Annotated in this window: 13 protein-coding genes; 5 read left to right on the top strand and 8 right to left on the bottom strand. The window is 54.4% G+C overall.

Annotated elements, in window-relative coordinates:
- The first annotated feature begins 72 nt into the window (after window positions 1–72).
- The 4 genes from M0220_RS10525 (at window position 73) to ald (ending at window position 4,582) form a co-directional block, all read left to right on the top strand.
- The gene (locus tag M0220_RS10525; RefSeq protein WP_264019217.1) at window positions 73–1,524 is read left to right on the top strand and encodes an NAD-dependent succinate-semialdehyde dehydrogenase; all 1,452 of its coding nucleotides are present in this window, start codon (window positions 73–75) and stop codon (window positions 1,522–1,524) included.
- 11 nt (window positions 1,525–1,535) lie between these two features.
- A complete protein-coding gene (gabT, locus tag M0220_RS10530) occupies window positions 1,536–2,807 on the top strand; it encodes a 4-aminobutyrate--2-oxoglutarate transaminase (RefSeq protein ID WP_264019218.1) in 1,272 nt (423 codons plus the stop codon).
- 209 nt (window positions 2,808–3,016) lie between these two features.
- A complete protein-coding gene (locus tag M0220_RS10535; RefSeq protein ID WP_264017605.1) occupies window positions 3,017–3,175 on the top strand; it encodes a hypothetical protein in 159 nt (52 codons plus the stop codon).
- Between the two features lie 291 nt (window positions 3,176–3,466).
- A complete protein-coding gene (ald, locus tag M0220_RS10540; RefSeq protein WP_030070416.1) occupies window positions 3,467–4,582 on the top strand; it encodes an alanine dehydrogenase in 1,116 nt (371 codons plus the stop codon).
- A 69-nt stretch (window positions 4,583–4,651) separates the two neighbouring features.
- Here ald and M0220_RS10545 read toward each other — a convergent pair whose 3' ends face one another.
- Entirely contained in the window at window positions 4,652–4,900 is a 249-nt protein-coding gene (locus M0220_RS10545) for a SlyX family protein (RefSeq protein WP_030070415.1), read from the bottom strand.
- A gap of 124 nt (window positions 4,901–5,024) precedes the next feature.
- Between M0220_RS10545 and M0220_RS17365 the strand changes: the two genes are divergently transcribed.
- Window positions 5,025–5,573, top strand: a complete 549-nt coding sequence (locus M0220_RS17365; RefSeq protein ID WP_030070414.1) for a cold-shock protein — start codon at window positions 5,025–5,027, stop codon at window positions 5,571–5,573.
- 101 nt (window positions 5,574–5,674) lie between these two features.
- Here M0220_RS17365 and M0220_RS10555 read toward each other — a convergent pair whose 3' ends face one another.
- The 7 genes from M0220_RS10555 to map all read right to left on the bottom strand — a co-directional run bounded on the left by M0220_RS10555 (window position 5,675) and on the right by map (window position 13,477).
- Window positions 5,675–6,064, bottom strand: a complete 390-nt coding sequence (locus M0220_RS10555) for a hypothetical protein (RefSeq protein ID WP_035536339.1) — start codon at window positions 6,062–6,064, stop codon at window positions 5,675–5,677.
- Window positions 6,061–7,233, bottom strand: a complete 1,173-nt coding sequence (gene dapE, locus M0220_RS10560) for a succinyl-diaminopimelate desuccinylase (protein WP_264017606.1) — start codon at window positions 7,231–7,233, stop codon at window positions 6,061–6,063. Before dapE ends, M0220_RS10555 begins: the two co-directional genes overlap by 4 nt.
- Window positions 7,220–8,245: a 2,3,4,5-tetrahydropyridine-2,6-dicarboxylate N-succinyltransferase gene (gene dapD, locus M0220_RS10565; protein WP_030070411.1), complete on the bottom strand. Its 1,026-nt coding sequence runs from the start codon at window positions 8,243–8,245 to the stop codon at window positions 7,220–7,222. The genes dapE and dapD overlap by 14 nt, the downstream gene beginning before the upstream one ends.
- A gap of 56 nt (window positions 8,246–8,301) precedes the next feature.
- Window positions 8,302–8,649 carry a Spx/MgsR family RNA polymerase-binding regulatory protein gene (locus M0220_RS10570; protein ID WP_264017607.1) on the bottom strand — a complete coding sequence of 116 codons (348 nt, stop codon included), beginning with the start codon at window positions 8,647–8,649 and terminating at the stop codon, window positions 8,302–8,304.
- Between the two features lie 27 nt (window positions 8,650–8,676).
- Entirely contained in the window at window positions 8,677–9,873 is a 1,197-nt protein-coding gene (dapC, locus tag M0220_RS10575) for a succinyldiaminopimelate transaminase (RefSeq protein ID WP_030070409.1), read from the bottom strand.
- A 137-nt stretch (window positions 9,874–10,010) separates the two neighbouring features.
- Entirely contained in the window at window positions 10,011–12,686 is a 2,676-nt protein-coding gene (locus M0220_RS10580) for a [protein-PII] uridylyltransferase (RefSeq protein WP_030070408.1), read from the bottom strand.
- Window positions 12,686–13,477, bottom strand: a complete 792-nt coding sequence (gene map / locus M0220_RS10585) for a type I methionyl aminopeptidase (protein WP_264017608.1) — start codon at window positions 13,475–13,477, stop codon at window positions 12,686–12,688. Before map ends, M0220_RS10580 begins: the two co-directional genes overlap by 1 nt.
- Window positions 13,478–13,714 lie beyond the last annotated feature (237 nt).

Consider the following 13,714-nt stretch of genomic DNA (forward strand, 5'->3'; position numbering starts at 1 on the left):
CAAAAGTGGTGCATTCGCCTACCAACACATTGCTGCTAGCGTGCCTATCATGTTGCAGACCAGGAGAAGATGATGAGCTTTATCGAACAGTGGTTACACGATGCAGTGCCCACCCTGGTGGGTGGCGAGTGGCGCAAGGGCCAACAAACCTTTGCCGTTGATAACCCCGCTACCGGCGAGACGATTGCCCGCGTTGCCGACTTAGGCGCCGATGACGCCCGCGACGCAGTGGCTGCAGCGTATGCCGCTGGGCCAGCCTGGCGCGCAACGCCAGTGAAGCAGCGCTCGGCATTGCTGCGCCGCTGGTTTGAGCTGATCAATGAGCACGCCGACGACTTAGCTCGCTTGATGACCCTAGAGCAGGGCAAGCCACTGGCGGAAGCCAAAGGTGAAGTGGCTTACGGCGCTTCATTTATTGAGTTTTTCGCTGAAGAAGCCAAGCGTATGGCCGGGGAAACCCTGCCCAGCCACGGCGCGGACAAGCGCCTGCTGGTGCTGCGCGAGCCGGTCGGCGTGGTAGCCGCGATTACCCCGTGGAACTTCCCGCTAGCGATGATTACCCGCAAGTGTGCCCCGGCCTTGGCCGCAGGCTGCACCGTGGTGATTAAGCCTGCGGAAGCTACGCCGTTAACCGCGCTTGCTGCCGCTTACCTAGCACTAGAAGCGGGCTTGCCAGCCGGCACCATTAACGTGATTACCGCCTCACAACCGGCAGCGGTTGGCGACGTGCTCACCACCGATGCGCGAGTGCGCAAAGTTTCGTTTACGGGCTCGACCCCGGTGGGTAAACACCTGCTCGCTCAGTGCGCTAGCACAGTGAAGAAAACCGCCATGGAGCTGGGCGGCAACGCGCCGTTTATCGTCTTTGATGACGCTGATGTGGACGCCGCTGTAGAAGGGGCGATTGCCTCAAAATTCCGTAACGCCGGGCAAACCTGCGTGTGTACTAACCGCTTCCTGGTACAGGATGGCGTTTACGATGCGTTCGTCAGCAAGCTGACCGAGCGTGTTAGCGCGCTGAAGGTCGGCGATGGTTTAACACAAGGCAGCACCATCGGCCCGCTGATTAACCAGGCGGCGGTGGAAAAAGTGCAGCGTCACGTAGACGACGCGGTGAATCAAGGCGCGCGACTGCTCTGCGGTGGCAAGCCCCACGCGGCAGGCGAGCGTTTCTTCACGCCCACGGTGCTTGCTGACGTCACCACTCAGATGGCAGTGGCCGATGAAGAAACCTTCGGCCCAGTGGCTCCCATATTCCGTTTCCAGCGTGATGAAGAAGCGATTGCCATGGCCAACGATACGCCGTTTGGCTTGGCAGCTTACTTCTACGCCACCGATTACCGCCGTATCTGGCACGCCATGGAGCAGTTGGAATACGGCATGGTTGGCGTTAATGAAGGGCTGATTTCTACCGAGCTGGCGCCGTTTGGTGGCGTGAAAGAGTCCGGGTTGGGGCGTGAAGGTTCCCATCATGGGTTGGATGAATTTACTGAATTGAAGTACGTCTGTGTTGGCGGTCTATAAGGAAAACGATGATGAATAACCAAGAATTGAACGAACTGAAAAACCGCTACGTGGCCAACGGTGCCGCCACGCCGACAACCCAGTTTGCCGAGCACGCTGAAAACGCCGAGTTGTGGGATGCCGACGGCAACCGTTGGATCGACTTCGCGGGCGGCATTGGTGTGCTCAACCTGGGCCACCGCCATCCAAAAATTGTCGCGGCAGTAGAAGCGCAGCTTAAAAAAGTCATGCACACCAGCGCGGCAGTGATCTCCTACGCCCCTTACGTGCAGCTGTGCCAAAAACTTTGTGAACTGACGCCGGTGCGTGGCCCCGAGCGTAAAGCAATGCTGGTGAATACCGGTGCGGAAGCGCTGGAAAACGCCGTGAAGATTGCCCGCGCGGCGACTGGCCGTACAGGCATTATCACTTTCGACGGTGCTTTCCACGGCCGTACTATGATGACGCTGGCCATGACCGGCAAGGTACTGCCCTATAAGAACGACTTCGGCCCTATGCCGGGTGATGTTTTCCGCGCGCCGTTCCCCAACCCGCTGCACGGTATCAGCGAAGAAGCGTCGTTAGACGCCATTCGCACGCTGTTCAAAACCGATATTGCCCCGCATCGCACAGCGGCCATCGTGATTGAACCCGTACAGGGCGAGGGCGGTTTCTACATCGCCTCACCGGATTACCTGAAAGCGCTACGTGCGCTGTGCGACGAGCACGGTATTCTGCTGATCGCCGATGAAGTGCAGTCTGGCTTTGCCCGTACTGGTAAGCTGTTTGCGCTGGAACATAGCGGTATTGAAGCGGACATCCTCACCACCGCCAAGAGCCTGGCGAACGGCATGCCGCTATCGGCGGTTGTGGGTAGTGCCGAAGTGATGGACGCCTCTGGCCCCAATTCTCTGGGCGGCACTTACAGCGGCAACCCGCTCTCTTGCGCAGCGGCGTTAGCGGTGATTGAGGTGATCGAAGAGGAAAACATTCTGGCGCGCAGCGAACAGATGGGCAACATACTGGCCGAGCGCTTTGCCGTGTGGGAAGAACGCTTCCCCGCCGTCGCCCACGGCCGCCAGCTCGGCGCCATGGCCGCGTTCGAACTGCTCAACAGCGAAGGCAAGCCGGATACTCAGATGACCGGAGCGCTGTGTGCCAAAGCCCGTGAAAAAGGCCTGATTCTGCTTTCTTGTGGCTTCTACGGCAACAGCATCCGCATTCTGGTGCCGCTAACGGTTTCTTCTGCAGTGCTGGAAGAGGGCTTAAGTATTATCGAGCAGTCTCTGGAAGCGCTTAGCTAAAGGTCTATTTCTGGTCAAGAAAGAACGTTTGGCAAGTGAGCAATTAGAGGGCCAAAAAGGCGGCAGGAAGGACGTTTAACTGAAGCACGAGATTCAGCTTGGCTTAACATTTGTCGATGTGCCCGGCTGGGTAGTAGCCCAGCTGATGCAAGCTGAGCGCGAGCCACGGCAACAGTGGATGCGTTACGTTCTGTTTGCTGAACACCTGGATGTCATGTTTACGCGGTAATGATGAGACAATCGTCAACACCTGGCAACTGATTGAAGAGCGCTACCGCAATGGCTATACCTCCCCGTATCACTGGGAAGCAGGCCTGTTGGTACGGGTGATCGACAGCGCTCAACGGGCAACCCTGCTGGCTCGGTAAGCCCGGCGACTGGGCAGCACGTCCACAAAACAGCGCGCCGTACACGGCGTCACTCAACCGATTCGCTTCCAAGGCTAATGGCGCGACGAGCAGTCTTTGATACGCCCCCTAACAAAGCCATGGTAAATGCCGTCGATTTTTTCGCTGATTTCCGTTAAACGCTAGATTCTTCTCTTAACAAACGCCTTAGCCGGCGTTTTTTTTGTTTTTCTTGCTTGGGGTGGTGGCTAGCGCCTGCTGTGCTGTAATTTGCTTAACAGCGCTAACAAACAATCGAGAAGGAGAACGCCAATGAAAATCGCCGTTCCAAAAGAAATTAAAAATCACGAATATCGAGTGGCGCTCACCCCGACAGGTGCGCGGGAACTTGTGGGGCGCGGCCACTCGGTGAGCGTGCAGGCTGCTGCAGGAGAAGGCGCAGGGTTTAACGACAGAGACTATGAAGCCGCTGGCGCTAAAGTAGAGGCAAATGTAGACGCGCTGTGGCAAAGCGCCGAGCTGATTCTCAAAGTTAAAGAACCACAAGCCGAAGAAGTGGCGCGTCTAACAGCCAATCAGACGCTATTCACCTACCTGCACTTGGCTGCGGAGGAAAAATTAACACAAGGACTGATGGCCAGTGGTGCTACCTGCATTGCTTATGAAACCATTACCGATGCAAAAGGAGGCTTACCGCTGCTAGCGCCGATGAGCACGGTAGCCGGACGCATGGCAGTTCAGGCGGGCGCGCATAGCCTGGAAAAAGCTCAGGGGGGCTCTGGCGTGCTATTGCCAGGTGTGCCAGGCGTTGCACCGGGTAAAGTAACCGTGATTGGCGGTGGTGTGGTCGGTGAAAATGCCGCCCGTATGGCGCTAGGATTGGGAGCTGAAGTGACTATTCTAGATAAGTCGATTGCTCGCTTGGAAGTGCTGGACGACCGTTATCAGGGACGCATCAAAACCGTGTACTCAACGGCGGACGCCCTTGATCAGGCGGTAAAAGAGTCCGATATGATTATTGGCGCCGTGCTTATCCCCGGTGCCGCTGCGCCTAAGCTGATTACCCGGGCCATGCTAGCGGATATGAAGCCGGGTAGTGTGCTGGTAGACGTCGCTATCGACCAGGGCGGCTGCTTTGAAACCAGCAAACCCACAACGCATGCCGAGCCGACCTATATCGTGGACGGCATCGTGCATTACTGCGTAGCTAATATGCCTGGAGCAGTAGCGCGTACATCTACGTTGGGGCTTACCAATGCCACCTTGCCGTTTGTGCTGGCGCTGGCTGATAAAGGCTGGCAACAGGCGCTTAAAGACGACCCACACTTCCTACCAGGGCTTAACGTTCACAATGGCCAAGTGACTTATCAGGCCGTTGCCGATGCTTTTGGACTCAAGAGCATCGACCCAGCAAGCGCGGTGGCATGATAATCAGGACGTCAATTAGTAGTAGTTGTTACTGCGAGTAACCGAGAGTTAGTGCTAATAGAGTTAGTACTAATAGTGAGGGGGTATGTCGTCTTCTGGGCGAGTATCCCCCTGCGAATCACCCGCCTGAAGCGCCTGATATTGCTCGCGTAAGCGGTCACGCATCAGTGTACTTAGCTGCTCCAGCTTTTCTAGACGACGTTCTTGCTGGGCAACCGCCTGGTCAAGGGTGTCTAACCAGTGTTCCTGGTAAGCCAGTCGACTCTCTAAAGATTCAAGAAGTTGAGTTAGCTCAGCAGGCGATAATTCGTTTGTCATGATAACATCGTCACCTTATGTAGTAGATAGTATGTAGTATGCTCGGTACGGTTAGGAATGGGCCTAGCTGGCCGAGTATTGTCCTTCGTCTGTTACCCATACAACAAGAGAGCTTTTATCATCTATGAATCCAAAAGTTGTTTTTCGCTGTTTCTTCATCAGTGTTTTACTTGCCGCCCCCACGCCACTTCTTTTGGCGGGGATTGTTCATTTAACAAATGCCCCACTTGCTGAGCAGTGGCTAGCTGAGCTTGCTATTAGCGGCGCTAGTGGCGTTTATATTGCTGCTGCTCTAGGGTGTTTTATCGCGCTGTTTATTGGCACGTTAGCCGCTGCTGCTTTGGCTCCGCCAATGGTAGTAAAAGCGGATGTTGCGCGTACTAAGCCTGCTCCACGTCAGCCTCAAGCGGCTCCTGAGATGGAAGACGATGATGAAGAAGAGGAAGATATCATCGACCCCAATGATGGGCGTGAAGAGGGTGAGGTGAAGTGGTTTAATACCAATAAAGGTTACGGCTTTATTACCCGGGATAATGGCGAGGATGTGTTTGTGCACTTTCGTGCGATCCGGGGTCGTGGTCCACGTATGCTTGCCGAAGGTCAAATTGTCCGTTATCACGTGATTAAAAACGACCGTGGTCTGCAGGCGGATGATGTCAGTATCATTGAGTAGCTTTTATTAAATCGTTTGTATTTAGACGTCGCTTTTATTGAATAACGCTGGCGTCGCCAGCGACTAAAACACAAGACCCCGCAATGCGGGGTCTTGTGCGTTTAACGACCTGAATCGGGCCATTCAATAGCTTTTTCCTGGCCGCCAGGCAATACCTGCCAGAAGCGGTCGGGATCATCGCCTGGGTGCCAGCCACCTAGCGAGCAGCGTACTTCCGTTTGCAAAGCTTCTGCAGCGTGCTGAGCGCACTCTTGGTCGGTACGCCACGGGGTGTGTTGGCTATCGAACCATAGGCTGGCAAAGCCATCGGCAGCTTTATCCACGAGTAATACTGGTACCGCGTCGCCCTGGTAGTGCCCGCGGGTTTTCCATTTGCCTTTGCCCGCGGGGCTAAGCGGTGGTGCGTTGAGGGCGTCGCGTAGCCATGTATTGATGTCGTCTATCGTTACGCTCGCCAAGTACACTTCGATATCCGGAAACCGCTCCATCATACGCTTACCTCGTTATCCGTTAACAGGGCTTGAAGCGTAGCTTCATAGATGCGGCTGAGCTCATCCAGGTCGCTGGCGCGTACGCGCTCATTCACTTTGTGAATAGTGTCGTTGAGTGGGCCAAGCTCTACTACTTGAGCGCCAAGTGTTGCAATAAATCGGCCATCTGAGGTGCCGCCGCTGGTCGAAAGCGCAGGGCGCTCGCCGGTAACGGCTTCTACACCGCGAATGGCAGCATCGACTAATTCGCCTTCTGCGGTCAGAAATGGCTCGCCGTTGAGGGTCCAGTCGATGTGGTACTCAAGGCCATGCTTATCCAAAATCGATTCGGTGCGGCTTCTTAGCATCTCATGGGTAACTTCCGTGGAATAACGGAAGTTAAACACAACTTCTACTTCACCTGGAATGACGTTAGTGGCCCCGGTGCCCGCGCGAAAATTAGATATCTGTAAGCTGGTGGCAGGGAAGAAGTCATTGCCCGCGTCCCAGTGCTCGTTAACCAATGCATCCAGTGCGGGCATCGCTTGGTGAATAGGGTTGCGCGCAAGGTGTGGGTAGGCCACATGACCCTGAACCCCTTTGATATGTAGAACACCGCCCAATGACCCGCGGCGACCGTTTTTTATCATATCGCCCAGTCGTGAAGTTGATGAAGGTTCACCGACAATACAGTAGTCCAGGCGTTCGTTGCGTTCGCGTAAATGCTCAACCACAGCACGGGTGCCATCAACGGCAGGGCCTTCTTCATCGGAGGTGATTAAAAATGCTATTCGACCATCGTGCTCTGGATAGGTCGTCACAAAGCGCTCAACAGCAGTGAGCATAGCCGCTAGACTGCCCTTCATGTCTGCTGCGCCTCGCCCACAGAGCATGCCGTGCTCATCAATACACGGCTCAAACGGTGGGAATTCCCAGTTTGTGTGGGGCCCACTGGGCACGACGTCAGTGTGGCCAGCAAAGGCTAATACGGGGCCATGATGGCCTCTTATTGCCCAGAAATTTTTGACATCGCCAAACGGCAGTTGCTCGATATGAAAACCGAGCGCCGTTAAGCGCTCGATCATAAGGTCCTGGCAGCCTTCATCATCCGGCGTTACCGACGCCCGGCTAAGTAGCTCAAACGCAAGCTGCAACGTGGGCGACAGCGTTTCAGGCTCAGTTGTGGGCATGCAGTGCCTCGTTCAGCGCAATGGCGCTTTTATTGGTCAGGCACTCAATACGGCCGTTTTGTGAATTGCGGCGCAGTAATAAGTCATCTTGACCTGCTAACTCGCGTGCCGCCACGGTGTTAACTTCCTGATTCTGGTCGTCGAGCAGGGTGACTTTCGAGCCTGCGGTAATATACAGCCCCGCTTCTACGGTGCAGCGATCACCTAATGGAATACCGATGCCAGCATTGGCACCAATCAGGCAGCCTTCGCCCACCTTGATAATGATGTTACCGCCACCCGATAGCGTGCCCATGGTGGAACAACCGCCGCCCAGATCAGAGCCTTTGCCGACCATAACGCCTGCAGAAATGCGCCCTTCAATCATGCCGGGGCCTTCAGTACCTGCGTTGAAGTTGACGAAACCTTCGTGCATTACCGTGGTGCCTTCACCCAGGTAAGCGCCTAGTCGCACGCGAGCGGTGTCACCAATGCGAATGCCGGTAGGTACTACGTAATCGGTCATTTTAGGGAATTTATCGACGCAGTCGACGGATAGCGCGCGACCCGCTAAGCGTGCTTTCAAGCGGCGGGCGGGCAGCTCTTCGATATCAATCGCGCCTTCGTTGGTCCATGCGATATTGCGCAGCAGGCCAAACATCCCCGTCAAATCCAAGCCATGAGGCTTCACTAAGCGGTGAGAGAGTAAGTGCAGCTTCAAGTAGACTTCAGGAGCGGTTTGCGGAGCTTGATCGCTTTCTAAAAACATTGCGACCAAGGGGCGATGGCTGGCGGCGAATGATTCAGCGAGTGCGGCCTGCTCAGAGTGGCCAGCAGCTTCCAATGCTTTTGCTAAGCGCGTGCAATCTTCGGGCAGAAAGCTGATCGATGCATTGCCGGTGGGGGCGTCTAACACCTCTTTGGCTGCGGTTACTAAGCTGTCTGCAGGATTAAGCAGCGGAGCTGGGTAGTAGATTTCCAGCCAGTCGCCCTGAGTATTTTGGGTGCCGATTCCAAGCGCGAAGCTCAGCATAACGCGTCTTCCTTTAAGTTTTGAATAACAATCAGTTGTTAAGATTCAGTGGCATATTAGCCGCTGAGAGAGTCGTAATCGCCGTCGCGGTATCCCACTAAAATAGTGTCGTCATCAACTTCTAGTAGTGGTCTTTTGAGCAGCGTGGGCTGTTCAAGCAATAGCCTACGGGCAGACGTAGCATCTAAGCCGTCTTTTTCTTCCTGGGGTAAGTCGCGCCAGGTTTTGCTGCGTTTATTGATGGCTTCTAATAGTGGTACACGCGCAAGAATGTGCTCGAGCAAACTGGCGGACAGGCCATCTTTGCGCAGGTCATGGGTCTTGAAAGGAATGCCTTTCTCTTCAAGCGCTTTGCGTGCCTTGCGGCAGGTGTCGCAGGTGTTGATGATATAGAGTGTCAGCATACAACCTCCTTATAAATCGGCGGCGTTCTAGCCGCGCTCCACTAATTGGCGCAGACGCTTAGCAGCCTCTAGCGTTGGCGCGAGTTCCGCCACTAATGCCAGGCGCAGCCGACCAGCACCTGGGTTAAGGCCGTTTTGCCCCATGCGGCCCATCAAACTGCCAGGTAACACGCTGACGTGTTGCTCGCTAAACAGCCGTTGGGTAAAGGCGATATCATCACCGTCGGGCACCGCTGGCCATAGGTAAAAGCTAGCTTCCGGTGTGGGGAAGTCCATTACTGGTGCGAGAACGTTGGTCACGGCGCTAAATTTTTCGCGGTACGCATCGCGGTTGGCGCGGACGTGGGTCTCATCCTGCCAGGCGGCAATAGAGGCGTGCTGAAGCGGTAGCGACATTGCACAGCCGTGGTAGGTACGATAGCGCTTAAACGGTGCCAGAAGATCAGCATCGCCTGCCACAAACCCAGAGCGTAGCCCTGGTAAGTTGGAGCGTTTAGAAAGTGAATGAAATACTACGCAACGTTGATAATCGTCGCGGCCAAGCTCTGCACAGGCTTGTAGCAGCCCAGGAGGGGGCGTGTTTTCATTCAGGTATAGCTCTGAGTAGCACTCATCGGAGGCGATGATAAAGTCGTGCTCATCGGCCAGTGCGATGAGTTGTTTGAATTCAGAAAGTGGCGTGACCGCCCCTGTGGGATTGCCAGGTGAGCAAATGAATACAATTTGTACATCGCGCCAAGTTTCAGCGCTCACCGCCGAAAAGTTAGGGCGAAAGCCGTTGTCTGCTGTGCAATCTAAATAGAGCGGCTCGCCCCCTGCTAGTAGGGTGGCTCCTTCGTAAATTTGATAGAAGGGGTTAGGGACAGCCACCTTGGCTGGGCGATGGCGATCCAGGGCTGCTTGCACAAACGCAAAGATGGCTTCCCGGGTGCCGTTAACCGGGAGTACCTGGCGTTCGGCATCTAATCCGGCAAGTGAGAAACGTCGCGTCGCCCATCGGGCAATCGTTTCGCGTAAAGCAGCTAGGCCGTTGGTTGCTGGGTAGCGGGCCATCTCTAATTGATGAGCCACCAGTGCTTGTAATGCCCCAGAATAAGGCGCGTGCTGCGGCTCGCCAATGGTGAGCGGAATATGCTCAAGGTCCGTCGGGGGCACCAGCGCCGCTTTCAGGGCTGCTAGCTTTTCAAACGGATAGGGGTGAAGGGCGTTCAGATCGGGGTTCATGGCGAGTCCGTTGATAGCCTAAAGGCGGTGCTGGAGGTCCGTAAAGCGGCCCATTAAACTGCCGATTATAGGCAAGCCCTGGGGCCACCTCAAACTTAACCACCAGGACTTGGTTTATTTAAACGCTTCTTGAAAGCTTACACGCCAAGCACTTCGATCAGCCGTTCGCGAAGCTGCTGCTGCCGTGTTACGTCGGTCAGTGGTTCACCGGATTTCGTGGTAATAAAGAAAACGTCTTCAACTCTCTCGCCCAAAGTAGCAATTTTTGCCGCAGAGAGGGCAATATCCTGTTCCATGAAAATACGTCCTACCCGTGCCAGAAGGCCTGGGCGATCTGGGGCTGTCAATTCTAGCAGCGTACGTTCGTTGGCTGGATCTTGTTCAATGACGACTTCTGTGGGCACTTTGAAGTGTTTCAGTTGGCGCGGTGTATGGCGCGTGACGATCTCTGGGTAGTCATCTGGGTCGTCCAGCTCTTCAACAAGGTGTCGACGCATCTCCTCAATATGCTCAGGATCGCGGATAGGCTGGCCATAATGATCTAGCACAATAAACGTATTTAGCGTCCAGTCGTTGTGCGAGGTGGCGATGCGGGCATCATGGATAGACAGGCCTAACTGCTCCATGGCAGCGGCAGTCGCCGCAAACAGATCATCTACCGAGCGGGTATGGATAAACACCTTGGTGCCACCTTCGGCCATATCGGCGGTGGGGGCGCTAATTAAGACCAGCGGCAATTCAGACGGCTGGTGGGCAAGAATACCTTGGGTCTGCCAGACAATTTCGCTAGGTGCGTATTGAAGGAAATATTCTTCGCCGAGGGATTCCCATAGTTGATCAATCTGAGCGCTATCTACACCGACGGTTTGCAGTAACGAGCGGGCTTCTGTGCGAGTTTCGCGCACCCAGTCATCTCGGTCAGGCGGATTTTTAAGCCCCCTTCGCAGCGCCCGCTTGGTTTCAGCATGTAGTTGACGCAACAGCGACGCCCGCCAGCCGTTCCACAGGGTGGGGTTGGTGGCATTAATGTCAGCCACGGTGAGTACATAGAGGTAGTCTAGGCGAGTCTCATCGCGCACAGTGAGGGCGAAATCGCGAATCACATCGGGGTCGCTGATATCGCGTTTTTGAGCCGTCATTGACATCAGTAGGTGGTGCTCCACCAGCCAGCGCACTAGGTTGGTGTCGTGCTGAGAGACATGGTGGCGATGACAAAACTGCTCTACGTCGCGCGCGCCGATATCAGAATGGTCGCCACCGCGGCCTTTGCCGACGTCATGGAACAGCCCGGCAATCCACAGCAAATCCATTTTAGGCAATTGATGAATCAGTGTTGCGGCAACCGGGAAGTCGTCTTTAGCATCGGGCTTGCGAAAGCCGTGTAAAAATTTTAGTAAAAGGAGGGTATGAGCATCTACGGTGTAAATATGAAATAAGTCGTGTTGCATCAACCCAACCGCACGACCAAATTCGGGCAAGTACTTACCTAGAATACCGTAGCGATTCATGCGTCTTAGCTGGCGGGGTACATTGCCCGGTGAACGCAAGATTGACATGAAAAGCCGCTGATGGCGTGGGTCTTCGCGGTAGTGATCATCAATTTGATGACGGTGATCGCGAATTAGACGAATCGTGTCTGCACGTACGCCTTCTATTTCTGGGTGTTTAGCCATTAGCAGAAACAGTTCCAGCATGGCCGCAGGGCGCTCACGAAACAGATTGCGTGAGCGTACCTGGATGTAGCCGCCTTTCGTTTCGAAACGCTCATTCAGCTTAACGGTTTCCAGCGCTTCTTTACCGCGTAGAATAACCTCATCGAAGTGCTGTAGTAGCATGTCGTTAAGCCCTGCTAAGGCGGTTACATGCCGGTAGTAGCGCTTCATAAACTGCTCAACGGCTAGGCGCTCAGGGGTGTCTCGAAAGCCAAACATCTCGGCAATAGTACGCTGATGATCAAATAGCAAGCGGTCTTCGGCACGGTCTGTGAGCATATGCAGGGCGTAACGCACTTGCCACAAAAAGGCCTGCCCCTGGCTGAGGATGCGCAGCTCGGCATCGTTCATAAAGCCATTCGCGACAATGTCGGCATAATGCTCAGTGCCAAAATGGCGCTTGGCGACCCAGCCAATCATTTGAATATCGCGCAGCCCGCCGGGCGAACTCTTAAGGTTTGGTTCTAGGTGGTACTCAGAATTGTTGTAACGGTAGTGGCGGGCAATTTGTTCTTGCCATTTTGCTTCAAAAAAGCGATCAGCAGGCCAAATGTGCTCGGCACTAAGGCGTTCACGCATCTTTTGGCGAAGATGTTCAGGGCCAGCGATGAGGCGTGATTCAAGCAGGTTGGTCATCACGGTAACATCAGCCTTAGCTTCACGTTCACAGTCATTTAGTGAGCGTACGCTATGACCGATCTCAAGACCGATATCCCATAAGAAGGTAATAAAAGCGCTTAGCGATTCTTGGAAGGGAGTGTCATCGTCGTGCTCTAGCAGCAGCAACAGATCGATATCTGAGTGCGGATGTAGCTCGCCACGCCCATAGCCACCCACAGCCACCAGAGCAACACCTTCGTCAGGCCAATCGTGCTGTTCCCAGGCGATTGCTAGCAACTGATCCAGATACCACGCCCGTCCGCGGACTAAGTCGCGTATATCTGCCCCTGACCGAAACTGTTCATCCAATCTAGCTTGGAGTTCGCGCAGCGCCGCCTTAAATGGCGCTATCGGAGAGCGTGATCCGGCTAGCTCGGTACGAAACATAGCGAGATCGTACAGCGTGGTGTCCGGTTCAAACCGGTAGTGATGAAGAAGCATCAGCGATTCAAAAAACTGAAGTCTTCATCGCTGCGTGCGGTCAGCACGTCAACACCGGTATCCGTGACCAGCAGCGTATGCTCCCACTGAGCAGACAGGCTGCGGTCTTTGGTGACCGCTGTCCAGCCATCGCGTAGAACCTTGGTTTTGTAGCCGCCCACGTTAATCATGGGCTCGATGGTAAAGCACATGCCTGCTTCCAGTGGAATATCAGCATCTGGCGCATAGCCATCATAGTGAAGAAACTGTGGGTCCTCGTGGAAGTCTGCGCCGATGCCGTGGCCGCAAAAATCGCGTACCACAGAATAGCCGTGGGCTTCAGCATGTTGCTGAATTACTCGGGCGAGTTCCGACAGACGTACGCCTGGCTTTATCAGGGCAATGCTTTTGTACAGGCACTCTTGAGTGATACGGCATAGACGCTCGCCCTGAATGGTGTCGCCAATCACGAACATCACACTGGAGTCACCGTGGTAGCCATCCGTCGTTCTGACGGTGATATCCAGATTCATGATGTCGCCATTCTTTAGCTTTTTGGCGTCATCGGGAATGCCATGGCAGACCACGTGATTAATCGATGTACAGGTTGCTTTCGGAAAACCGTGATAGTTCAGCGGTGCAGGTGCAGAGCCTAAAGTATTAACAATGTAATCGTGGCATAGGCGATCAATTTCTCCGGTGGAGATCCCTGCCTTGATTTGGGGAGTGATCATTTCAATGACGCTGGCGGCTTGGCGCCCGGCTTCGCGCATTTTCTCGATTTCAGAAGGCGTCTTGATAGGAACGTTCATGAATTCTCGATATGGATTCTAAGTAAGTGGTGAACGGCAATGGTGAGCGGTAAATTAAAACCGTTACATGCGCTGTGACTTCATCTTGGTAATGATCTATGGTATAAAGCCGCGCGCTTTCCTGCAATCGCCATCCCACGCTTCTTTGTTGGTTGGTTATCTGCAGAAGGGCTATTTAAACGCAATGCAGGAAGTCTGCATTGTTAAACAGCAAGCCTTGAAAACACACATGCACCG

Origin of the sequence: Halomonas qinghailakensis, from assembly GCF_025820815.1 — a bacterium.
Classification (GTDB): Bacteria; Pseudomonadota; Gammaproteobacteria; order Pseudomonadales; family Halomonadaceae; genus Vreelandella; species Vreelandella qaidamensis.